The organism is Sphingomonas folli (genome assembly GCF_019429525.1).
Classification (GTDB): domain Bacteria; phylum Pseudomonadota; class Alphaproteobacteria; order Sphingomonadales; family Sphingomonadaceae; genus Sphingomonas; species Sphingomonas folii.
The window spans coordinates 1-19,980 of the sequence record NZ_JAHXZL010000009.1 but is presented as its reverse complement, the minus strand read 5'-3'; the positions used below and the strand labels follow the sequence as shown (position 1 = coordinate 19,980).

Genomic DNA, 19,980 nt, shown 5'->3' with positions numbered 1-19,980 from the left:
CCTAGCGGGGCGGGCGCGCCGGGGCCATGCGCGAGTGGCGCTGCTGGCGTGGCCCGCCCGGTCGGGCTAGAGCGTCGCTCCCTCCTGCTCGGGCGCGCGGGCCGGCCGGCGCCGTCCCCCGGCCGCGAGCGGTCGCGGGGCCCGGCGCGTCGCCGCGGGCGGGACGATGGCACGACGATGGCACGACAGGGAGATCCGTTGCTCGACCGCCGCTCCTTCCTGCTGGGCTCGGCCGCGACGCTCGCGCTCGCCCCCGCCGCCCGCGCGACCGCGGTGTCGGTGCCGCGCCCGACTCGCGCGCCCGGCCTCGCCGCGCCGGTCGAGATCGTCGACGACGTCCACGGCGTGCCGCATGTCCGCGCGGCGACCATCCCCGACGCCTTCCTGGGCCAGGGCTATGTCGTCGCGCGCGACCGGCTCTTCCAGATCGACCTCGCGCACCGCCGCGCGCTCGGCCGGCTCGCCGAGGCGTTCGGCGCCGACTTCGCGCCGCACGACGCCAGCGCGCGGCTGTTCCACTATCGCGGCGACCTCGACGCCGAGCTGGCGCGGGTGCCGGCCGATGTGCTCGCCTGCGCGCGCGCCTATGTCGCCGGGATCAACGCGCGCGTCGACGAGGTGGCGCTCGACGGCGCGCTGCTGCCGCCCGAATACGCCATCCTCGGCGTGACCCCGCTGCGCTGGGACGTGCGCGACCTCGTGCTGGCGCGCGGGGCGGCCGCGGGCAACGTCGACGACGAGCTGCGCCGCGCCCAACTCGCCGCGCTGGGTCTGCTCGCGCTCGACGCGGTGATGGCGCCGCTGCGCCCCGCCGCGGCCTTGCGCGTGCCCGAGGGGCTCGACGTCGCCGCGGTGAGCGACGCCGATCTCGCCGCGCTCGACCTCGGCGACCCGCCCTTCGGTCCGGACACGCCGACGCGCGACGAGCGGCTCGACGCCGCCAACGCCGGGAGCAACGCGTGGACGGTCGCGCCCTCGCGCAGCGCGACCGGCCGCGCGATCCTCGCCAACGACCCCCATCTGGGGCTCGGTGGCTTCGGGCCGCGCCATGTCGCGCACCTCAGCGCACCCGGGCTCGACGTGATCGGCGCGGGCGCACCGGGGCTGCCCGGGATCATGCAGGGCCATACCGACCGCTACGCCTTCGGCCGCACCAACTTCCAGATCGACCAGGAGGACCTGTTCGTCCTCGAGCTCCACCCGGCCGATCCCGAGCGCTATCGCCACGGCGGCGGGTGGAAGGCGTTCGACACGCGCGCGGTCGCGATACCGGTGAAGGGTGGGGCGCCGCACCGCGCGACGCTGCGCCACTCGGTCCACGGCGCGGTGGTGAGCCACGACCCGGCGAGGCGCCGCGCCACCGCGCTCGGCTCGATCGCGCTCCAGCCGGGCGCGAGCGGCGCGTTCGCGATGATCGCGATCAATCTCGCGCGCGACTGGCGGGAACTGGACGCGGCGTTCGCGCTCCACCCCGCGCCGACGAACTTCCATTATGCCGACGTGGCGGGGAACCACGGCTGGCGGGCGATCGGCTTCACCCCGCAGCGGCGACGCGGCGACGGGCTGCTGCCGGTGCCGGGTGACGGCCGCTACGACTGGACCGGCTATCGCGACCACCGCGCGCTGCCCAGCGTCTATGACCCGCCCGAAGGCTGGTTCGCCTCCGCCAATCAGGACAATCTGCCCGCGGGCTGGCCGCGTGACCGCGTGCCGGCGCACTCCTTCCGCGATCCCTATCGCTACGAGCGGATCGCCGCGGTGCTCGCGACGCAGCCGCGCCACACGCTCGCCGACAGCGTCGCGCTCCAGCACGACACGCTGTCCGCCCCGGCGCGGCAGCTGCTGGCGCTGTTGCCCGCTGGCGCCTCGCCCGCGCTGGCGCTACTGCGCGGCTGGGACGCGCGGGTCGACGGCGACAGCGCCGCCGCCGCGCTGTTCGAGATCCTGTGGCGCGAGCTCGGTCGGCGCGCGCTCGCCGCGATCGTGCCCGCGCGCGCGCGCCACCTCGTCACCGCGATCGCGCCCGCGGTGCTGCTCGACCTGCTCGCGCACCCCGACCGGCGACTCGGCGCCGACCCGGTCGGGGCGCGCGACGCGCTGCTCGCCGCCGCGCTGGCCAGCGCCTGGGACCGCGCCGCGGTGCTGATGGGACCGGACGCGCGGACGTGGCGCTGGGACCGACTTCACCGCGTGACGATCCGGCATCCGCTGGCCCGCATCCCCGCGATCGCCGCCGCTTTCCCGCCGATCGCGGGCGCCGGCTCGGGTGGCGACGATTATACCGTGATGGCGCGCTGGCCCGGCGACGGGCCGGACTGGCGCACGCGCGGCGGCGCGAGCTATCTCCAGGTGATCGACGTCGGGGAGTGGGATCGCTCGCTGATGCTCAACCTGCCCGGCCAGTCGAACGAGCCGCGGTCGCCGCACTACGGCGACCATTACGGTCCCTGGGTCGCGGGTCGCATGCTGCCGATGCTGTTCGGTCGCGCCGCGGTCGACTCGCACGCCGCGGCGCGCCACGTGCTGCTGCCCGCGGGGGCGCGGTGAGGGCGTGCGCGATCGTCGCCGTTCAGACCAGCGCGGGCCGCGGGTCGACATGGGTGCGGCGCGAGGCGTGTCGGCGCAGCCCGATCAGCGGGCGCAGCGGCCCGATCGCGCGGCCGATCAGGTAGAAGGCCCAGCAGCCCGCGACCGTCGCCGCCACCAGCAGCGCGAACTCGGCCCAGCCCGGCAGTGCCAGCGGCCGCAGCGCGTCGGCGGCGAGCACGATGATCGACTGGTGGACGATATAGAAGGGGAACACCGCCTCGGTCAGCATCGGGCGCCAGCGCTGGTCGCGGTTCCAGTGCGAATCGGCATAGCCGATCAGCGCCGCCACCGCGCTCCATCCCTCGACCGCGCGCGCGATCGCGAAGACATTGCCCCAGGGCGGGGGCATGGTGTTGCCCGGCCAGCGGATCTCGATGCCCGCCACCAGCGCGTAGGCGGCGAGCGCGAGCGCCGCCGTCGGCTTCCACTGCCGCACGAAGGCGGCGAGCGTGGCCGGCGCGCGGGCGAGCGCGTAGCCGAACAGGAAGGCGGGGAAGTAGCTGGCGTGCGCGACCCAGTCGTCGACCAGCGCGTGGGTCTCGCGCGCGCCGGGGAAGAGGGCGAGATTGACCAGCACCATCCAGCCCATCGGCAGCGCCAGCAGCGCGGGCCCGCGCATGACGAAGGCGAAGCCGCGCTGCGCCGCCGCGGTGACGGCGGGCGGCAACAGCCCGGCGGCGAGCGCCAGCACCAGCGTGTAGACCCACAGATAGCCGACGAACCACAGGTGGTTCCAGGTCGGCAGCACGATCGGCCCCAGCATCGCGAAGCGCCAGTAATCGTGCCGGTAGAAATGGAGGAAGCCGTGCGGGTAGCCGAACTTCTCGCCGAGCTCGACCCAGGGCTGCACCGGCACGATCACCGCCACGCCGAAGACGAGCGGCACGAGCAGCCGCAGCGAGCGCTGGCGCGCGAAGCGCCACGGTTTCCTGTTGCGGATCATCAGCGCGCGGCTGGCATAGCCCGAGACGACGAACAGCAGCGCCAGTCGCCACGGGTTGGACGCCATCATCGGCACCGCCACCCACCAGGCGCCGGGCAGCTTGGCGTGGAAGTCCCACGGCACGAACACCATCCCGACATGGTAGAGGATGAGGATCGCGAACGCCCCGATGCGGAGCCAGTCGAGGCCGTAATGCCGCTGCATCGCGGCGCGCCTAGCATTAACGCCGCGTTTGCGCGAGGTGGCGGTGGCGCCGCGGGGAGGCGACCCGTGGCAGCGCGCCCCTTGGCGACGCGCACGCCAGCCCTATTCCTCAGGCGAGGCAGGAAGTCGTACATTCCCCTCGCCCTCGGGGGATCGTCGCGAGAGCCTTTTTCGTGCTCCTGCGCGCGCAGGAGCCCAGGCCTCGCTCCCCATCAGGCGCAGTGTCGCTCGGCGCCGGATCCCGGCTCTCGCCGGAACACAATGGCGAGGGACGTGGGTCGAGCGGGGCCGCGACGACCTCCGTCGGGGGCGGGGCTTCCCCGCGATCCCGCCGCCTTCCAACCGTCACGCCGCGCATGTATATGGGGCGCCATGTCCATCCGTCCGTGGCGCGACATCGCGCGCCGAGAGAGCCGCCAGATCATGGTCGGCAACGTCCCCGTCGGCGGCGGCGCGCCGGTCACCGTGCAGACGATGACCAACACGCCCACCGACGACGCGCGCGCGACGATCGATCAGATCCGCCGCTGCGAGGAGGCGGGCGCTGACATCGTCCGCGTCAGCTGCCCGGACGTGGCCTCCACCGCCGCGCTCGGCCAGATCGTCCGCGCCGCCAAGGTGCCGATCGTCGCCGACATCCATTTCCACTACAAGCGCGCGCTCGAGGCGGCGGACGCGGGCGCGGCGTGCCTTCGTATCAACCCGGGCAACATCGGCTCGTCCGACCGCGTCGCCGAGGTGGTGCGTGCCGCCAAGGCCAACGGCTGCGCGATCCGCATCGGCGTCAACGCGGGCAGCCTCGAGAAGGACCTGCTCGAGAAATACGGCGAGCCCTGCCCCGAGGCGCTGGTCGAGAGCGCGCTCGACCATATCAAGCTGCTGCAGGACCACGACTTCCACGAATATAAGGTGGCGGTGAAGGCGTCCGACGTGTTCCTCGCGGTGGCGGCCTATCAGCAGCTGGCGGACGCGGTCGACTGCCCGCTCCACCTCGGCATCACCGAGGCGGGCGGGCTGATCGGCGGCACCGTGAAGTCGTCGATCGGCATGGGCTCGCTCCTGTGGTTCGGCATCGGCGACACGATCCGCGTCTCGCTCTCGGCCGAGCCCGAGGAGGAGGTGCGCGTCGGCTTCGAGATCCTCAAGGCGCTCGGCATCCGCAACCGCGGCGTGCGCGTGGTCAGCTGCCCGAGCTGCGCGCGCCAGGGTTTCGACGTGATCCGCACGGTGCAGACGCTGGAGGAGCGGCTCCAGCATATCCGCACGCCGATGTCGCTGAGCGTGCTCGGCTGCGTGGTGAACGGCCCGGGCGAGGCGCGCGAGACCGACATCGGCATCACCGGCGGCGGCAACGGGCGCCACATGGTGTACCTGTCGGGCGTGACCGACCATCACGTCCAGGACGCCGACATGGTCGAGCATATCGTCCGGCTGGTCGAGGCCAAGGCGGCCGAGATCGAGGCGCGCGACGCGGCGGCGGCGCTCGCGGCGGAATAGGGCGGGTGCTATAAGTCAGGCCCTGGAGGGCCTGACATGACCTATCACGCCAAGGTGATCGCGGGCGGCAAGATCGTCATCCCCGCGGATCTGCGTCGAGAATTCGGGATCAAGGACGGCGACAGCGTCGCGCTAGAGAGTGACGGCGAGCGGATCGCGATGCGGCGCGACGACCCGGCAGCGGCGCTCGCGCAGCTGCGCGAGGCGATGAAGGGCTATACCGTCGACCAGTTCCTCCGCGAGCGGCGGGAGGACTGCGGCGAGTGAGGGGGGTCGTCGACTCGTCGGTCGTCCTCGCCTACCTTCTCGACGAACCGGGCGGTGAGCTGCTAGCCGGCCACGACGGTCCTTTCCTTCTCTCCACGGTCAATCTGACCGAGGTGTTGACCGTGACGATGGAGCATGATCTCGCCCCGGAGCTGGTGCTCCGCATCCTGAACTCGCTGTCCCTCGATCATGTCGAGCATGGCGAGGACGATGCGATCCGCGCGGCGCGGCTGCGTCCGCTCAGCCGCCATCTGGGTCTTTCGCTCGGTGATCGAGTCTGCCTGGCCCTGGGACAGCGGCTGGACATGCCGGTACTGACGTCGGATCGTCGATGGGCCGATCTCGATCTCGGCATCGACGTCCGCCTGATCCGTTGACCGCCGCGCGCGCGCTGTCGCCCGCGCTCGCCTTCGCGGTGGCGGCGGCGGGGATCGGGCTGTTCTCGATCATGGACGCCTTCATGAAGGCGCTCACCCTCGCGATCGGCGTCTACAACGCGCTGTTCTGGCGCGCGCTGCTCGCCGCGCTGATCGGCGGCGCGGTGTGGCGCGCCGGGGGCGGGCGGCGCCCGACGCCGCGCGCGCTGCGGCTGCACCTCACCCGCGGCGCGATCACCACCGCGATGGCGCTGCTGTTCTTCTGGGGGCTCGCGCGCGTGCCGATGGCGCAGGCGATCGCGCTGACCTATGTCGCGCCGCTGCTCGCGCTGCTGCTCGGCGCGCTGTTCCTGCACGAGCGGGTGGGAACGCGAGTGGTCGCCGCCTCGCTCGCCGCGCTCGTCGGGGTCGGCGTGATCCTCGCGGGGCACGCGCGGCTCGCGCTCGGGCCCGAGGGGCTGCACGGCGCCGCCGCGATCCTCGCCTCGGCGGTGCTGTACGCCGCCAACCTCGTCGTCGCGCGGCTGCAGAGCCAGGCGGCGGACGCGCGCGAGATCGCCTTCGTCCAGTCGGCGGTGCTCGCCGCGCTCCTCGCGCTCGCCGCACCCTGGCTCGCGGCGGTGCCGCCCGTGGCGCACTGGTGGCAGATCGCGGTCGCGGCGGCGCTGGCGACGGGCTCGCTGTTCCTGCTCGGCTGGGCCTATGCGCACGGCGAGACGGGGTTCCTGGCGACGACCGAATACACCTCCTTCGTCTATGCCGCGCTGCTCGGCTGGGCGGTGTTCGGCGAGCGAGTCGCGACCACCACGCTGGCGGGCGCGGCGATCATCGTCGCGGCATGTCTGTACGGCGCGCGGCGTCGCGCCGCGCCGCGTCCCGCGCTAGAGGGGACGGCATGACCGTCTCGATCCGCCCCGCCGCGCCCGCCGACGTCCCCGTGATCCTGCGCTTCGTGCGCGAGCTCGCCGCGTTCGAGCGCGCGCCCGACGCGGTGGAGGCGACCGAGCCGATGCTCCGCGCCGCGCTGTTCGATCAGCCCCCCGCCGCCGAGGCGCTGATCGCCGAGCGCGACGGCGCGGCGGTGGGCTTCGCGATCTTCTACGTCACCTTCTCGACCTGGACCGGGCGGCGCGGGCTGTGGCTCGACGATCTGTACGTCGCGCCCGAGGCGCGCGGCCATGGCGTGGGCGCGGCGCTGCTGGCGCGGCTGGCGGGGATCGCGCTCGACCGCGGCTATGCGCGGTTCGAATGGTGGGTGCTCGACTGGAACACGCCGGCGATCGACTTCTACCGCGCCAAGGGGGCGATCGCGCAGGACGAGTGGACGGTGCAGCGGGTCGAGGGCGCGGCGCTGGCGCGGCTGGCGGGGCGCGGCTGAGGTGGCGTGGCTGTGGCTGATCGCGGGCGGGCTGTTCGAGGTGGGCTTCACCACCTGCCTGCGCAACGTCGAGGGGTTCCGGCACCTCGGTTGGACGCTGGGCTTCCTCGCCTCGGTGTCGCTGTCGATGCTGCTGCTCGAACATGCGGCGCGGTCGATCCCGATGGGAACCGCTTATGCGGTGTGGACCGGGATCGGCGCGCTCGGCACGGTGCTGATCGGGATCGTCTGGTACGGCGAGCCGGCGACGCCGGTGCGGCTGCTGCTGATCCTGGGCGCGGTGGCGTGCATCGCGGGGCTGAAGCTGCTGGGCTCGGGCGCGTGACGCTCGATCGCGACCTGGTCGACTTGGTCGCGGAGGCGATGGCGCCGCTCGGCGCGGTGAGCCACCGGCGCATGATGGGGGGCGCGGCGCTGTACCTCGACGGCGTGATCTTCGCGCTGGTCACCGGGGACGGCGCGCTGTGGTTCAAGGCCGACGCGGCGAGCGACGCGGCATGGGACGCGGCCGGGTGCGAGCGCTTCCACTACGCGCGCGCGGGGCGGACCGCCTCGATCGATTATCGTCGCGCGCCCGAGGAGGTCCACGACGACGCCGAGGCGATGCGCGCCTGGGCGATGCTGGGGGTAGCGGCGGGGCGGCGCGCGGCGGGGTAGGGCGCGTCTCGCCGACCCAGTCGCTCACGGGACGTCACGGTGATGCTCGACGGCTTCTCTCCCAACGTCCCGTCATCCCGCGGAGGCGGGGATGACGGGACGTGGGGAAAACGCCGGGACAGGCGAGGGCCGCGGCCCTGAGCGGCGGTTCAGCCGCCGGCCCCATCCACTCCTCGCGTCCGCTCAGCCGCGCCCGGGCACGGCGAAGTCGTGCGGCTCCTCGCCCTCGGCCTTCGCCTCATTGTAGCGCGCGATCGCCTCGAGCGTGATGCGGCGCGCTTCCTCGCGGCCGCCCCAGGTGCCGATGCGCACCCACTTCATCTTCTCCAGATCCTTGTAATGGGTGAAGAAGTGCTCGATCTGCTGGAAGACGATCTCAGGCAGATCGTCCTTCTCGCCGACGTTGGCATAATAAGGGAAGGTCGAGTCGACCGGCACGCAGACCAGCTTCTCGTCGCCGCCGGCCTCGTCCTCGAGGTTGAGTACCGCGATCGGGCGGGCGCGCACGACACAGCCCGGGATGAACGGCGAGCGGGCGACCACCAGCGCGTCGAGCGGGTCGCCGTCGGGCGAGAGCGTGTGCGGCACGAAGCCGTAATTGGCCGGGTAGCGCATCGGCGTGTGGAGGATGCGGTCGACGAACAAGGCGCCCGAGGCCTTGTCGAACTCATATTTCACGGGCTCGCCGCCGGTCGGCACCTCGATCACCACGTTGAGATCGTCGGGCGGATCCTTGCCGACGGGAATCAGATCGATACGCATGCGCTTCCCCTTACTAGCGGCAACGCCCCGCGAGTCAGCGGGGCGCCAGGAGACGATCGAGGCCACCGTCGCCGGTGCCGATCTTCTGCAACCGCGGGTAGCGCAGCCCGCCGTGATAGTCGAGCGCTGCACTGCGGAATCTATCCGACGCCTTAACCATCAGCTGGATGGGTGTCTTGCTCGTCTTCGCGGCGGTGATCGCGGCCTTGAGCTTGTCGGCCGAATAGGCGTCGCCGTTCACCGCGACGACCTGGTCGCCCACGGTGAGCCCCGCGGCGAAGGCGGCGCTGTCCCAGGTGACGCCGGTGAGATTGCCCGACGCGTCCAGGATCATCCCGCCCGAATAGGTCAGGTTGGTGTTGTGCGCGCTCGTCTCGGCCGACTTGAACGACGAGGTCGGTGTCTCACTATAGGTCAGGCGATAGCCGTTGCGCGCGAATCCCTCGATCGGCGCGCCCTCGGCATGTTCGGTCAGCCGGCGCCGGAGGTAACCCGCCCAATCCCAGGGCACGAGGCCGTCGAGCGTCTTGGCGACGTCGTCGAACGTATAGGTCAGCTCGCCCCAGTCGCCGTCGCGCACGCCGAAGAAGGCGCGCGCGAAGTCGTCGATCGACTTGGTGCCGCCCGACTTCTCGCGCAGCAGCGAGTCGACGTCCATCCAGACGAGCAGCCCCTCGTTGTAATAGTCCTCGCTGCGCTGCCAGCTGGTCCAGCCCTTGGGGCGGCGCGACGAGATGATCGGGTCGTTGGTGGTGTCGATGAGGTCGCGCCACTGTCGGGCGGGTTGGCTGTCGTACAGCGCCATGACCGCCGCATATTGGTCGAGCGTGTCCTGCTTGCTCACCAGCCCCGACCGCGCCTGGAGGACATAGCCCCAGAACTGCGTCTGCCCCTCGTACACCCATAGCAGCGAGTCGCGCATCGGCGTGCGGAAGTCGGGGGTCCACAGGTCCGCGCCGCGGCGGAACTTGCCGTCCCAGCTGTGGGTGAACTCGTGCGGCAGCAGGTTGCGGCGGCCGGGGCCGTCGTTCCACTTGGTGAAATAACCCGGCGTCACGCCGTTCTCGCTCGAGCGGTGATGCTCCAGCCCGATGCCGCCGAGCTGGTCGGTGATCGAGAGCAGGAACTCGTAGTGATCGTAATGCTGCGCACCGAACGTCTTCACCGCCTGGTCGACCAGCCGCTGATGTCCCGCGATCTGCTCGGGCGTCGCGGCGAGCTCGGCGGGGTCGTCGGCGAAGACGTTGAGGTTCACCTTGGGTGACAGCGGCCAGGTCTTGCCGTAGCGGCCGGCGAGGATCGGGCTGTCGACCAGTACCTCGTAGTTGGTGGTCTCATAGGCGTAGGTCGAGCCGGTCGCCTTCGCCTGGAGCGCGCCCGCCGCGGTCCAGCCGTCGGGGTATCTCACCGTCATCTGGATCGGGATCTGCCGCGTGAACCAGCCGGCGGGATAGAGGCTCACCGAGTTGGGCTGGAGCGAGATCATCGTCGGCGTCACCGCGATTCGGCCCTGGTTGGCCGCGGTGGCGGAGATGAACTGGAACTTCGCCTCCACGCTGCGCGCCCCGGCGGGGACGTCGAGGTGGAAGGCGAAGACGTCGACCGGGTCGCGCGTCCACTCGATCCGCTTGCCGCCCGCGGTGACGATCAGCCCGGCGAGCTTCTCGATCTCGCCGCGCGGGCTGTGCGCGCCGGGTAGCCACTTGGGGAAGAGCAGGACGAGATGGCCCGCCTGCGCCACCGGGATGGTCTCGGTGACGCGGAGGATGCCGCGCGTGGTGTCGGTCGCGTCGACGCTCAGGCGGATCGTGCCGGGATAGGGCGTGTCGCGCGGCGCGGGGATCGTGTCCTCGAAGGGGACCGGCTGCGGCGCGCTGTTGCCCGCGGGCACCTGCGCGGCGGCGCCGACCGGGGCGAGGACGGTGGAGGCCAGCAGCGCGGCTGCGGCGAAGCGACGGATCATGGCGGCGTCCCGATGTGCTGTTGTCACATCGGGCGTAGCGAGCGCGCGCGGCGCTCGTCCAGCCCTTCGCCAGAAAAAAGGTCAGTCTTGGTGACGGGTCTCGCCGCGCGGGACGGCGCGAGGCCGCCCCGCGTCGGTCAGATCATCCCCGCCTTCATCTGCTTCACCGCATGGTCGGCGGCGCGCGCGGTCATCGCCATGAAGGTGAGCGACGGGTTGACGCACGACACCGACGCCATCTGCGACCCGTCGGTGACGAACAGGTTGGGCGCGTCATGCGCCTGGTTGAAGCCGTTGAGCACCGACGTGCCGGGATCGCGCCCCATGCGCGCGCCACCCATCTCGTGGATCGCCTCACCGGGCACGTGCGCGCCGCGGCCGCCGGTGACGTTGGTCAGCCCGGCCTGGCGCAGCATCAGCTGGCCCTGCTCGAGCGCGTCGTCCATCATCTTGATCTCATTGTCGCGGAACGTCACGTCGAAGCGCAGCAGCGGGGTGCCGAAACGGTCTTTCTTGTCGAAGTTGAGCATGACGCGATTGTCGTCGTACGGCAGGCACTCGCCGAACGCGCCCATCGAGAAGCGCCACGGGCCATACTCGCGCATGGCGTGCTTCATCCCCGCGCCGAAGCCCTCGGGCGCGGCGGCCTGGCGGAATGCCTGGCCCTGATAGCCGTAGCCGCGCTTGAACGGCAGCTCCTCGGCGACGAGGTTGCGGAAGCGCGGGACGTAGACGCCGCCGGGGCGTCGGCCGAACTCGACGAGATCGGTCATGCCCGGGATCTCGCCCGAGACGCCGACTCGGAAGATATGGTCCATCACGCCGCTGCCGAGCGCGCCGTTGGAGTGGAACCAGCTGCGCTGGCTGTCGGCCGGGCGCGAGTTGAGCAGCACGTGCATCGAGCTCATCGCCGAGGCGCAGAGGAACACCATGCGCGCCGGCACCACCTCGGCGCGCCCGGTCTTGGCGTCGACCAGCCGCACCCCGGTGACTCGCTTGCGCTGGGGATCATATTCGACGTTGGTCGCCCATGTGTCCGAGCGCAGCGTCAGCCGGCCGGTCGCGCGCGCCGCGGGCAGCGTGACCGCCTGGGTCGAGAAATAGGCGCCGAAGCTGCAGCCGTGGCTGCACTGCGCGCGCTTCTGGCAGCGCGAGCGGTTCTGCTCGGGCTTGTCCTCGGTGATGTTGCTGAGCCGCGCGTTGATCAGCTTGCGGCCCGGGAACTCGCGCTCCAGCCGCTCCTTCAGCCACACTTCCGCGACGTTCATCGGGAAGGGCGGCATGAACTCGCTGTCGGGCAGATAGGGCAGGTTCTCCTTGCCGCCCGAGACGCCGATATACCTCTCGACATATTCGTACCAGGGCGCGACGTCGTCGTAGCGGATCGGCCAGTCGGTGCCGACGCCCTCGCGCTTGTTCGCCTCGAAGTCGGCGGGGCTCCAGCGGAAGCTCCACCGGCCCCAGGTCAGCGACTTGCCGCCGACCACCGAGGGGCGCACCCAGTTGAACTTGTTGGGCGCGTCATAGTCGTAAGGGTTGAGCCGGTCGTTGATGAAGAAGGGCTGGGTGGCGGGCGAGACCCAGCCGTTGAGCGCGAAATAGTCGCGCTTGGCGAGCGCGGCGGGCATCTTGTCGCGCGCCGGTATCTCATAGGCGGGCTTGCCGTCGAAGGGATAATCCTCGCCGTGCTCGACCATGCGGCCGCGGTCCACCATCAGGACTCGCAGCCCCTTCTCGGTGAGCTCCTTGGCGGCCCAGCCGCCGCTGACGCCGGAGCCGATGACGATGGCGTCGAAGCGATCTGTTGCTGCCATGATGTGCGAGTCCACGGGATCGAGGGTCGGGTAAGCCGGGGCGGCGCTGGCCGCCGCGCGGTTCAGGACGAGAAGATGCGCTTGACCTTGGAATAGGGATAGGCGCCGTCATAGTCGCCCGGGACCGGCAGATAGTGCCGCTCCTGCGTGATCCCGACCTCGGAGGTGTAATAGCCCGAGATGACGAGCTGGCGGAACGCGGTGAAGAAGGGCAGCCCGCCGGTCAGCTGGTCGTTCATCGCCAGCGTCAGCAGCGCGTCCTGCTGCGCCGCGGTCGCCTTGGCGGCGGGTACTTTATAATCGGCCATGCTGCGCGCGTCGATCGCGGCCAGGCCGCCCAGGATCGTGGCGCGATCGTCGTCGACCGCCCAGTCGCCCATCATGTGCTCGATATACTCGGGCACGCCCGCGGCGATCGCGCCGGGCGTGTCGGTGGTGGGCAGCACGCGCTCGCTGAGCGCGGCGACCGCGGCGCGCTGCGCGGCGGTGAAGACGGGGGCGGGCGGCCCCGTGTTGATCACCGGGTTGGGCTGATAGGCGGCGGCGCGGGCGAGCGGGGCGAACAGGTTCGCACCGAACACCGCGACCACGCCGGCGAGCGCCTCGCGACGGTCGATCATCGCCGTGGCCCGCGCGCACGGAGTCCGTGAGTGACGCGCATATCCTCTCCCACCCCTATCTGTCGTTGGGGCGGATGTTTCCACGTCGGGCGGTCGCCGTCAATGCGTTTAAGGTAGCGGTACCACGCGGCCCGCCCGCTCAGCTCGATCCCAGGACGTTGATGCTGAAGGCGATCACCCCGAGGTTGAAGACGAAGCCGGCGAGGCATTGCCCCAGCACCACGCGGCGCACGGTGGCCGAGGCGACCGTCACGTCCGAGGTCTGGAAGGTCATCCCCAGCGTGTAGCTGAAATACAGGAAATCCCAGTAATCGGGCGCGCTCGTGCCGGGGAAGTCGATCCCCTTCGAGTCGCCCCCCGCCTTGGCCGGCATGTAGAACAGGTGCGCATAATGCAGCGCGTAGACCATGTTCGAGAACAGCCACGCGAGCACCAGCGTGCCGATCACCAGCAGCTTGCCCGGCCCGCTCTCATTGCCCTTGAGCTCGGAGTCGACCGCGACCAGGATCGCCAGCGTTACCGCGCCGGTCACCGCCAGCAGCAGCGCGCGGTTGGCGTCGTTGGCGCGCGAGGCGCGGCGCATCTGCGCGGGCGTGTCGTGGCGGAACAGCGGCATCAGCGAGACCAGGAACACCGCCGCGGCGAGGTCGAACGCCGCCATCACCCCGCGGCCCTTGCCCAGGTGCGGGATCGCCGCGGCGAGCGCGCCCGCGAACACCAGCACGAACAGGACGAAGCGCGGCGGCGCCAGCTTGCGGCCGATCCCCCACCAGCGCGGGGGGAGCGGGTGGGCGACGGAGTCGCGCGACGGGTCGGTGCTCATGCGACGATTGGCTAGCGCTCGCGCGGCCGCTCGCCTAGATACGCCGACCCATCATGAGCCGTATCCAGCCACCCGCCCGTGTCCGCGGCACCCAGGACATCTTCCGCGGCGAGCAGCGCCGTTTCGCGCGCGTGCTCGACGCCTTCGACCGAGTCCGCCGCCTCTACTGCTTCGAGCGGGTCGAGGTGCCCGTGTTCGAGGACACGCAGGTGTTCGCGCGCTCGATCGGCGAGACCACCGACGTGGTGTCGAAGGAGATGTACTCTTTCCCCGACAAGGGTGGCGACTCGCTGACGCTGCGCCCCGAGTTCACCGCCGGGATCGCGCGCGCCTATATCGGCAACGGCTGGCAGCAGTACGCGCCGCTCAAGCTGGTCACCTCGGGCGCGGTGTTCCGCTACGAGCGGCCGCAGAAGGGGCGCTACCGCCAGTTCCACCAGATCGACGCCGAGATCCTCGGCGCGCCCGAGCCCGCCGCGGACGTCGAGCTGCTGACGCTGGCCGACCAGCTGCTCCACGAGCTGGGCGTGGCCGGGGGCGTGACGCTCAAGCTCAACACGCTCGGCGACGCGGCGACGCGCGAGGCGTGGCGCGCCGCTCTGGTGGCGCATTTCGACGCGCATCGCGGCGAACTGAGCGAGGACAGCCTAACGCGGCTGGAGAAGAACCCGCTGCGGATCCTCGATTCGAAGGACCCGCGCGACCGGCCGATCGCCGACGGCGCGCCCGACATCGACGCGTACCTGACCGACGAGGCGCGCGCCTTCTTCGACGCGGTGACCGCCGGGCTCGACGCCGCGGGCGTGCGCTGGGAGCGCGACGCGCGGCTGGTGCGCGGGCTCGATTATTACCGGCACACCGCGTTCGAGTTCGTCACCGACCGGCTGGGCGCGCAGGGGACGGTGCTGGCGGGCGGGCGCTACGACGGGCTGGTCGAGAGCCTGGGCGGCCCCGCGACCGCGGGCGTGGGCTGGGCCGCGGGCGTGGAGCGGCTGGCGATGCTGCTGGAGGAGCCCGAGGCGGAGCGGCCCGACGTCGCGGTGGTGGTCGAGGATGAGCGCGCCGGCGGCGCGGCGGTCGCTGCGCTGGCGACGCTGCGGCGCGTCGGGCTGGCGGCCGAGCTGGTCGCGACCGGCTCCCCCAAGAAGCGCTACGACAAGGCGCTGAAGCTCGACCCGGCCGAGACATTGGTGTTCGGGCACGATGGCGCGGCGATGACGACGCGCGCGCGGCTGCTGCGGGGCGAGGTGGCGCGCGCCGAGGAGGCGCTCGCGTGAGGGCCCTGCCGATCCTCCCCGGGACGGGGAGGGGGACCATGCGCAGCATGGTGGAGGGGGGGCTCCGCGAACGCTGCGCTGCGTGGAGAGCCCCCTCCACCACGCCGCTTCGCGTCGCGGTCCCCCTCCCCGTGCCGGGGAGGATTGGCCGATGACCGCGATCTCGCTCGACCGCATCCGGCAGATCGAGGCGCGGCGCGACGAGCTCGCCGCGATGATGGCGAGCGGCGCGCTCGACGGCGACCGCTTCGTCCAGGTCTCGAAGGAATATGCCGAGCTCGAGCCGGTCGCGCTCGCCGCGGGCGAGGTGCGCCGGCTGCGGCAGGAGGCCGAGAGCCTGTCCTACATGACAGGGGACGCCGACGCCGAGCTGCGCGCCATGGCCGAGGAGGAGCTGCGCGACAATCGCGCCGCGCTCGCCGACGCCGACCGCCGTCTCGCGCTGGCGCTGCTGCCGCGCGACGCCGCCGACCAGCGCTCGGCGATGCTCGAGGTGCGTGCCGGCACGGGCGGCGACGAGGCGGCGCTGTTCGCGGGCGACCTGTTCCGCATGTACCAGCGCTACGCCGAGCGGCAGGGCTGGCGCGTCGAGCTGATCTCCGCCTCGGACAGCGACGCGGGCGGCTACAAGGAGGTGGTCGCCAGCGTCACCGGCGCGGGCGTGTTCGCGCGGCTCAAGTTCGAGAGCGGGGTGCACCGTGTCCAGCGCGTGCCGGTCACCGAGAGCGGCGGGCGGATCCACACCTCGGCGGCGACCGTCGCGGTGCTGCCCGAGGCGGAGGAGGTCGACGTCCAGATCGACGAGGCCAAGGACCTGCGCATCGACGTCTATCGCTCGTCGGGTCCGGGCGGCCAGTCGGTCAACACCACCGACAGCGCGGTGCGCATCACCCACCTGCCGACCGGGCTGGTGGTGATCCAGCAGGACGAGAAGTCGCAGCACAAGAACAAGGCCAAGGCGCTCAAGGTGCTGCGCACGCGGCTGTACGAGGCCGAGCGCGAGCGGCTGGCGAGCGAGCGTTCGGGCACGCGCCGGGCGATGGTCGGCTCGGGCGACCGCTCGGAGCGGATCCGCACCTACAACTTCCCGCAGGGGCGCGTGACCGACCATCGCATCAACCTCACCCTCCACCGTCTGCCCGAGATATTGCAGGGCGACATGGACGAGCTGATCGGCGCGCTGGTGGCGGAGGACGAGGCCGAGCGGCTCGCGACGCTGGATGCGGCGTAGCGCGGCGACGGGCATCGTGCGGCGGGGTGGCGCCGAGCGCCGCCGGTCGAGCGGGTCTTCCGCTGTGACGGCGCGGTGCCGCGACGGGCGGGTGATCGGCGTCGCGCGGGCCCGGTGGCGCGCTGGGGGCGAAGCAGCGCGCGAGGGGGGGCACGCGAGGACGCGAGGACGCGAAGGTGGTCGCCTCCGGGCGGGCGGGGCGGCCTCGCGCCGAGCCGCGGGGGCGCAGGGGTGTCGGACCCGGTCGCGCGGCGGCCGATCGCCTCGCGACGCCGCGTCGCTCGGCGCGCGCCGCCCCCGCGCCTTCTCCGCGGCCCCGTGCCTCCGCGTGAACGATCTTGCTCCTCGCGGCGTCGCGTCGTCGCGTGAACCAACCCCTGAGTTCCTGCGAACGCAGGAACCCCGGGGCGGACACGTCGCGCGACATGGCCCTGGGCTCCATCGTCCCGGGCTCCTGCCCGCGCGGGAGCACGCCGCGCCACCGGCCGAGGCACGCCACCGCCACGCTCGCTCCCCCTCTGCGCCCCCGCACGCCGGCGCGGCCCCGATGTCCCGACCCCGTCGCGCATGACCGCCCGCGACGCCCTGCGCGCGGCCGCGGCGCGCTTCGCTTTCTCGGACACGCCGCGGCTCGACGCCGAGCTGCTGCTCGCGCACGCGCTCGGCATCACGCGCGAGCGGCTGCTGCTCACGCTCGACGATCGGGACGCGCCGCCGGGCTTCGCCGCGCTGGTCGAGCGCCGCGCGCGGCACGAGCCGGTCGCCTATATCACCGGTCGCCGTGGCTTCTGGACGATCGAGCTGGCGGTCGCCCCCGGCGCGCTGATCCCGCGCCCCGACAGCGAGACGCTGCTCGAGGCCGCCTCGGCCTGCCTCGGCGAGCGGACGCCGGCGCGCGTGCTCGACCTCGGCACCGGCCCCGGCACGCTGCTGCTCGCCGCGCTCGCCGAGTGGCCGGGCGCGACCGGACTCGGCGTCGACCGTTCCGACATCGCGCTCGACCAGGCGCGCGCCAACGCCGACGCGCTGGGGCTGACGCGCCGCGCCGTGTTCGCGCGCGGCGACTGGGGCGCAGGGATCACCGAGCGCTTCGACCTGGTGCTCGCCAACCCGCCGTACGTCGCGACCGACGCCGCGCTGCCCGACGAGGTGCGGTGCTACGAGCCCGCGGGCGCGCTGTTCGCGGGCGAGGACGGGCTGGACGACTATCGCGTGATCGCGCCGCAGCTGCCCGGGCTGCTCGCGCCGGGCGGGATCGCCTGCGTGGAGATCGGGGCCGACCAGGGCGAGAGCGCCGCGGCCCTGTTCCGTGCCGCCGGGCTCGCCGCGGCGCTGCGTCGGGACCTGGCCGGACGCGATCGCTGCCTCGTCCTCACGGCTTGATTCGGGGCGGCGCGCGCCCATATTTCGCTTTGAGAACGCCGCCCGAGCCGTTACAGACTGCGTCGGGGCACGCGAACTCAACGACATTCGTTGTGTTGGATGGGCGCACGGCCCTCCCTTCGTCATCAGCCGCTGCAGTCCGGCGGCATGGCAGGCCTGCGGTGCTCGGCACACGCGGCGCCGGGGAACGACTGCAACCCGTTGCATCGGGAGCAAGTGCCGGTTTTGGTTCCAGGACGAGGACAGTGATTTGATCAACAACCGTCAGAACGGTCGCCGTCGCGGCCGTGGTGGTGGCCAGCGTCAGGGTGGCGGCGGCCAGGGGCAGCGTGACAGCGGCAATCGGATCGACAGCCGCGCACGCGGCAACGCGGCGCAGCTGCACGAGAAGTACCGCAACATGGCGCGCGACGCGCAGATGGCCGGCGACCGCGTCAACACCGAATATTATCTCCAGTTCGCGGACCATTATTTCCGGGTGCTCGCCGACCAGCGCGGCCGCTCCGACGACCAGCCCTATCAGCGTCGCCAGCGCGACGATTTCGACGGCTTCGACGACGCCGACGATTTCGGCGACGAGGGTGAGCCGATCCGCGCCGACGAGCAGCAGCGTCTCAGCGAGATCGAGCCGCGCCGCGAGCGCGACGGTAACCGTCGCGAGGAGGGGCGCCGCGACGAGGGGCGCCGTGACGACGGGCGTCGCGATGAGGGTCGCCGCGAGGCGCGCGACCAGGGCGAGCCGCGCCGCGAGAGTCGCCGCGACGAGCGCCGCCCGCAGCGCGAGGCCGCCGAGATGGACGCGACACCGCGTGAGACCGCCGCGCCGGCGAACGACCTCGCCGCGGGCGAGGGGGACGAGGGCGCGCCGCGTCGTCGCCGCGCGCGCAAGCCGCGCGACGAGGCGGCGGTCGAGGCCGCGGTGAACGGCGCGCGGGACGAGCGCGAGCCCGAGCTCGGCATCGACCGGCTGCCACCCGCGCTCGGGGCGCCGGCCGAGCCGGTGGAGGGCGACGAGCCCGTCGCGAAGCCGCGCCGCCGTCGCGTCCGCGCCGCCGCGGAGGCCTCGCCGGCCGAGTGAGCGCCGCGCGCTTTTAGGTGATCGCGAGGGGCCGGTGTCCGAGGGGATGCCGGCCCTTCGTCGTTCCTGCGCCTGACGGGTGGCAGGCGCCGATCGTCTCGCGCGACGAGGCGACCGGGCTCGCCCGCGGAGTAAGGGTGTTCGGTCCCGCGCCGACGTGACGAGACGCGGCGGCGTCAGGGTCGCCCGGGACGGTCTCCCCACGTCACCGCGGCCGATCGCCGACGAGCGCCGACGCGACCGACCCCGCGCTGCCTCACCGCGCCGCGGCGCGACGATCCCGCATCCTCCTGCTCGCACCTTCGTGCCCCCGCCTAGGGCCGGCCTCGTCCGGCCGCTTGCATTGCCTCCGGAAGAGAGGATGATGCGGCGAGGAGCGGTCACCCGCGTCGGGGCCGACCGACGGAGGAGAGGGTCATGACCATCGCAGCCATCCTGCGCGGCAAGGGCGCCGCGCTCGTCGCCGTCAGTCCCGAGACGACGGTGGCGCGCGCGATCGCGCTGCTGGCGGAGCACCGGATCGGCGCGCTGCCGGTGGTCGAGGCGGGTGCGGTGCGCGGCATGTTCTCCGAGCGCGACGTGGTGCGGCTGCTCGCCGGCGGCGACAGCGGGGTGCTCCAGGCGCGCGTGGACGCGGTGATGACCGCGCCCGCGGTGACCGCGGCGCCGGCGGACCCGGTACTCGCCGCGCTGTCGCTGATGACGCAGCGGCGCATCCGCCACCTCCCCGTGATCGAGGACGGCGCGCTGCGCGGGATCGTCTCGATCGGCGACCTGGTCAAATATCGCATCGAACGGATCGAGGCCGAGGCCGCGGCGATGCGCGACTATATCCAGCAGGTCTGACCGACGGCGCAGCGAGAGCGACGATTCGGCCGCGAGCGTGAGTCGCCGCGCCCCGCACCGGTATGGTGCGTAAAAGCCGCGTGTTTATAAGTGCTTACCGGCGCCGCGACATAAAATTGCAAAAAGTGTTTGACCCATTTGTGCGTGCTGCATATATGCGTCGTCACCGGACGGGGCGGGCTGCTGAGGCAGCGTTGCTTGGTCGGTCGTCAGATAGGAAGGACGCTGTTCTCCCCGGTAGGGATACGGGGGATGGGCGGTTGTCCGGTTT

General features: G+C 72.2%; 19 protein-coding genes. 13 read left to right on the top strand and 6 right to left on the bottom strand.

Going from position 1 to position 19,980, the window contains the following annotated elements; translation table 11 throughout:
• Positions 1–177 precede the first annotated feature (177 nt).
• Positions 178–2,547, top strand: a complete 2,370-nt coding sequence (locus tag KZ813_RS13910; RefSeq protein WP_258046799.1) for a penicillin acylase family protein — start codon at positions 178–180, stop codon at positions 2,545–2,547.
• A 22-nt stretch (positions 2,548–2,569) separates the two neighbouring features.
• Here KZ813_RS13910 and KZ813_RS13905 read toward each other — a convergent pair whose 3' ends face one another.
• Complete coding sequence (locus KZ813_RS13905; RefSeq protein ID WP_219755592.1) at positions 2,570–3,736, bottom strand: acyltransferase family protein; 1,167 nt, start codon at positions 3,734–3,736, stop codon at positions 2,570–2,572.
• 372 nt (positions 3,737–4,108) lie between these two features.
• Here KZ813_RS13905 and ispG point away from each other — a divergent pair, with 372 nt between their 5' ends.
• Genes ispG through KZ813_RS13870 form a run of 7 tightly spaced genes read left to right on the top strand, consistent with a single transcriptional unit; the run spans position 4,109 to position 7,912 of the window.
• A complete protein-coding gene (gene ispG / locus KZ813_RS13900) occupies positions 4,109–5,233 on the top strand; it encodes a flavodoxin-dependent (E)-4-hydroxy-3-methylbut-2-enyl-diphosphate synthase (RefSeq protein ID WP_219755591.1) in 1,125 nt (374 codons plus the stop codon).
• 36 nt (positions 5,234–5,269) lie between these two features.
• Entirely contained in the window at positions 5,270–5,500 is a 231-nt protein-coding gene (locus KZ813_RS13895; RefSeq protein WP_219755590.1) for an AbrB/MazE/SpoVT family DNA-binding domain-containing protein, read from the top strand.
• The gene (locus KZ813_RS13890; RefSeq protein WP_219755589.1) at positions 5,497–5,877 is read left to right on the top strand and encodes a type II toxin-antitoxin system VapC family toxin; all 381 of its coding nucleotides are present in this window, start codon (positions 5,497–5,499) and stop codon (positions 5,875–5,877) included. The genes KZ813_RS13895 and KZ813_RS13890 overlap by 4 nt, the downstream gene beginning before the upstream one ends.
• The gene (locus KZ813_RS13885; RefSeq protein ID WP_258046798.1) at positions 5,874–6,776 is read left to right on the top strand and encodes a DMT family transporter; all 903 of its coding nucleotides are present in this window, start codon (positions 5,874–5,876) and stop codon (positions 6,774–6,776) included. The genes KZ813_RS13890 and KZ813_RS13885 overlap by 4 nt, the downstream gene beginning before the upstream one ends.
• The gene (locus KZ813_RS13880) at positions 6,773–7,255 is read left to right on the top strand and encodes a GNAT family N-acetyltransferase (protein WP_219755587.1); all 483 of its coding nucleotides are present in this window, start codon (positions 6,773–6,775) and stop codon (positions 7,253–7,255) included. Before KZ813_RS13885 ends, KZ813_RS13880 begins: the two co-directional genes overlap by 4 nt.
• A gap of 1 nt (position 7,256) precedes the next feature.
• The gene (locus KZ813_RS13875) at positions 7,257–7,580 is read left to right on the top strand and encodes a DMT family transporter (protein ID WP_219755586.1); all 324 of its coding nucleotides are present in this window, start codon (positions 7,257–7,259) and stop codon (positions 7,578–7,580) included.
• A complete protein-coding gene (locus KZ813_RS13870; RefSeq protein ID WP_219755585.1) occupies positions 7,577–7,912 on the top strand; it encodes a TfoX/Sxy family protein in 336 nt (111 codons plus the stop codon). Before KZ813_RS13875 ends, KZ813_RS13870 begins: the two co-directional genes overlap by 4 nt.
• Before the next feature lie 183 nt (positions 7,913–8,095).
• On the opposite strand, the gene ppa is transcribed toward KZ813_RS13870, so the two are convergent.
• The 5 genes from ppa to KZ813_RS13845 all read right to left on the bottom strand — a co-directional run bounded on the left by ppa (position 8,096) and on the right by KZ813_RS13845 (position 13,894).
• Positions 8,096–8,674, bottom strand: coding sequence for an inorganic diphosphatase (ppa, locus tag KZ813_RS13865; protein WP_219755584.1), 579 nt, complete (start codon positions 8,672–8,674; stop codon positions 8,096–8,098).
• A 34-nt stretch (positions 8,675–8,708) separates the two neighbouring features.
• Positions 8,709–10,637, bottom strand: coding sequence for a M61 family metallopeptidase (locus tag KZ813_RS13860; protein WP_219755583.1), 1,929 nt, complete (start codon positions 10,635–10,637; stop codon positions 8,709–8,711).
• Between the two features lie 137 nt (positions 10,638–10,774).
• Positions 10,775–12,451 carry a GMC oxidoreductase gene (locus tag KZ813_RS13855; protein WP_219755582.1) on the bottom strand — a complete coding sequence of 559 codons (1,677 nt, stop codon included), beginning with the start codon at positions 12,449–12,451 and terminating at the stop codon, positions 10,775–10,777.
• A 62-nt stretch (positions 12,452–12,513) separates the two neighbouring features.
• Complete coding sequence (locus KZ813_RS13850; protein WP_219755581.1) at positions 12,514–13,071, bottom strand: gluconate 2-dehydrogenase subunit 3 family protein; 558 nt, start codon at positions 13,069–13,071, stop codon at positions 12,514–12,516.
• A gap of 139 nt (positions 13,072–13,210) precedes the next feature.
• Complete coding sequence (locus tag KZ813_RS13845) at positions 13,211–13,894, bottom strand: DUF1345 domain-containing protein (RefSeq protein ID WP_219755580.1); 684 nt, start codon at positions 13,892–13,894, stop codon at positions 13,211–13,213.
• 53 nt (positions 13,895–13,947) lie between these two features.
• Between KZ813_RS13845 and hisS the strand changes: the two genes are divergently transcribed.
• The 5 genes from hisS (at position 13,948) to KZ813_RS13820 (ending at position 19,709) form a co-directional block, all read left to right on the top strand.
• Complete coding sequence (gene hisS / locus KZ813_RS13840; RefSeq protein ID WP_219755579.1) at positions 13,948–15,171, top strand: histidine--tRNA ligase; 1,224 nt, start codon at positions 13,948–13,950, stop codon at positions 15,169–15,171.
• Between the two features lie 151 nt (positions 15,172–15,322).
• A complete protein-coding gene (gene prfA / locus KZ813_RS13835; protein ID WP_219755578.1) occupies positions 15,323–16,402 on the top strand; it encodes a peptide chain release factor 1 in 1,080 nt (359 codons plus the stop codon).
• Between the two features lie 567 nt (positions 16,403–16,969).
• Positions 16,970–17,785, top strand: a complete 816-nt coding sequence (prmC, locus tag KZ813_RS13830; protein WP_219755577.1) for a peptide chain release factor N(5)-glutamine methyltransferase — start codon at positions 16,970–16,972, stop codon at positions 17,783–17,785.
• Between the two features lie 250 nt (positions 17,786–18,035).
• Positions 18,036–18,863, top strand: coding sequence for a DUF4167 domain-containing protein (locus KZ813_RS13825; RefSeq protein ID WP_219755576.1), 828 nt, complete (start codon positions 18,036–18,038; stop codon positions 18,861–18,863).
• 417 nt (positions 18,864–19,280) lie between these two features.
• Positions 19,281–19,709 carry a CBS domain-containing protein gene (locus tag KZ813_RS13820; RefSeq protein ID WP_219755575.1) on the top strand — a complete coding sequence of 143 codons (429 nt, stop codon included), beginning with the start codon at positions 19,281–19,283 and terminating at the stop codon, positions 19,707–19,709.
• The last annotated feature ends 271 nt before the right edge of the window (positions 19,710–19,980 follow it).

What these genes read in the sequence shown, in the direction of transcription:
- prfA (WP_219755578.1), top strand. Translation starts at nt 15,323, where the DNA reads ATGACCGCGATCTCGCTCGACCGCATCCGGCAGATCGAGGCGCGGCGC.
- KZ813_RS13860 (WP_219755583.1), bottom strand. Translation starts at nt 10,637, where the DNA reads ATGATCCGTCGCTTCGCCGCAGCCGCGCTGCTGGCCTCCACCGTCCTC.
- ispG (WP_219755591.1), top strand. Translation starts at nt 4,109, where the DNA reads ATGTCCATCCGTCCGTGGCGCGACATCGCGCGCCGAGAGAGCCGCCAG.
- prmC (WP_219755577.1), top strand. Translation starts at nt 16,970, where the DNA reads ATGACCGCCCGCGACGCCCTGCGCGCGGCCGCGGCGCGCTTCGCTTTC.
- KZ813_RS13910 (WP_258046799.1), top strand. Translation starts at nt 178, where the DNA reads ATGGCACGACAGGGAGATCCGTTGCTCGACCGCCGCTCCTTCCTGCTG.
- KZ813_RS13820 (WP_219755575.1), top strand. Translation starts at nt 19,281, where the DNA reads ATGACCATCGCAGCCATCCTGCGCGGCAAGGGCGCCGCGCTCGTCGCC.
- ppa (WP_219755584.1), bottom strand. Translation starts at nt 8,674, where the DNA reads ATGCGTATCGATCTGATTCCCGTCGGCAAGGATCCGCCCGACGATCTC.
- KZ813_RS13905 (WP_219755592.1), bottom strand. Translation starts at nt 3,736, where the DNA reads ATGCAGCGGCATTACGGCCTCGACTGGCTCCGCATCGGGGCGTTCGCG.
- KZ813_RS13850 (WP_219755581.1), bottom strand. Translation starts at nt 13,071, where the DNA reads ATGATCGACCGTCGCGAGGCGCTCGCCGGCGTGGTCGCGGTGTTCGGT.
- hisS (WP_219755579.1), top strand. Translation starts at nt 13,948, where the DNA reads ATGAGCCGTATCCAGCCACCCGCCCGTGTCCGCGGCACCCAGGACATC.
- KZ813_RS13880 (WP_219755587.1), top strand. Translation starts at nt 6,773, where the DNA reads ATGACCGTCTCGATCCGCCCCGCCGCGCCCGCCGACGTCCCCGTGATC.
- KZ813_RS13855 (WP_219755582.1), bottom strand. Translation starts at nt 12,451, where the DNA reads ATGGCAGCAACAGATCGCTTCGACGCCATCGTCATCGGCTCCGGCGTC.
- KZ813_RS13845 (WP_219755580.1), bottom strand. Translation starts at nt 13,894, where the DNA reads ATGAGCACCGACCCGTCGCGCGACTCCGTCGCCCACCCGCTCCCCCCG.
- KZ813_RS13895 (WP_219755590.1), top strand. Translation starts at nt 5,270, where the DNA reads ATGACCTATCACGCCAAGGTGATCGCGGGCGGCAAGATCGTCATCCCC.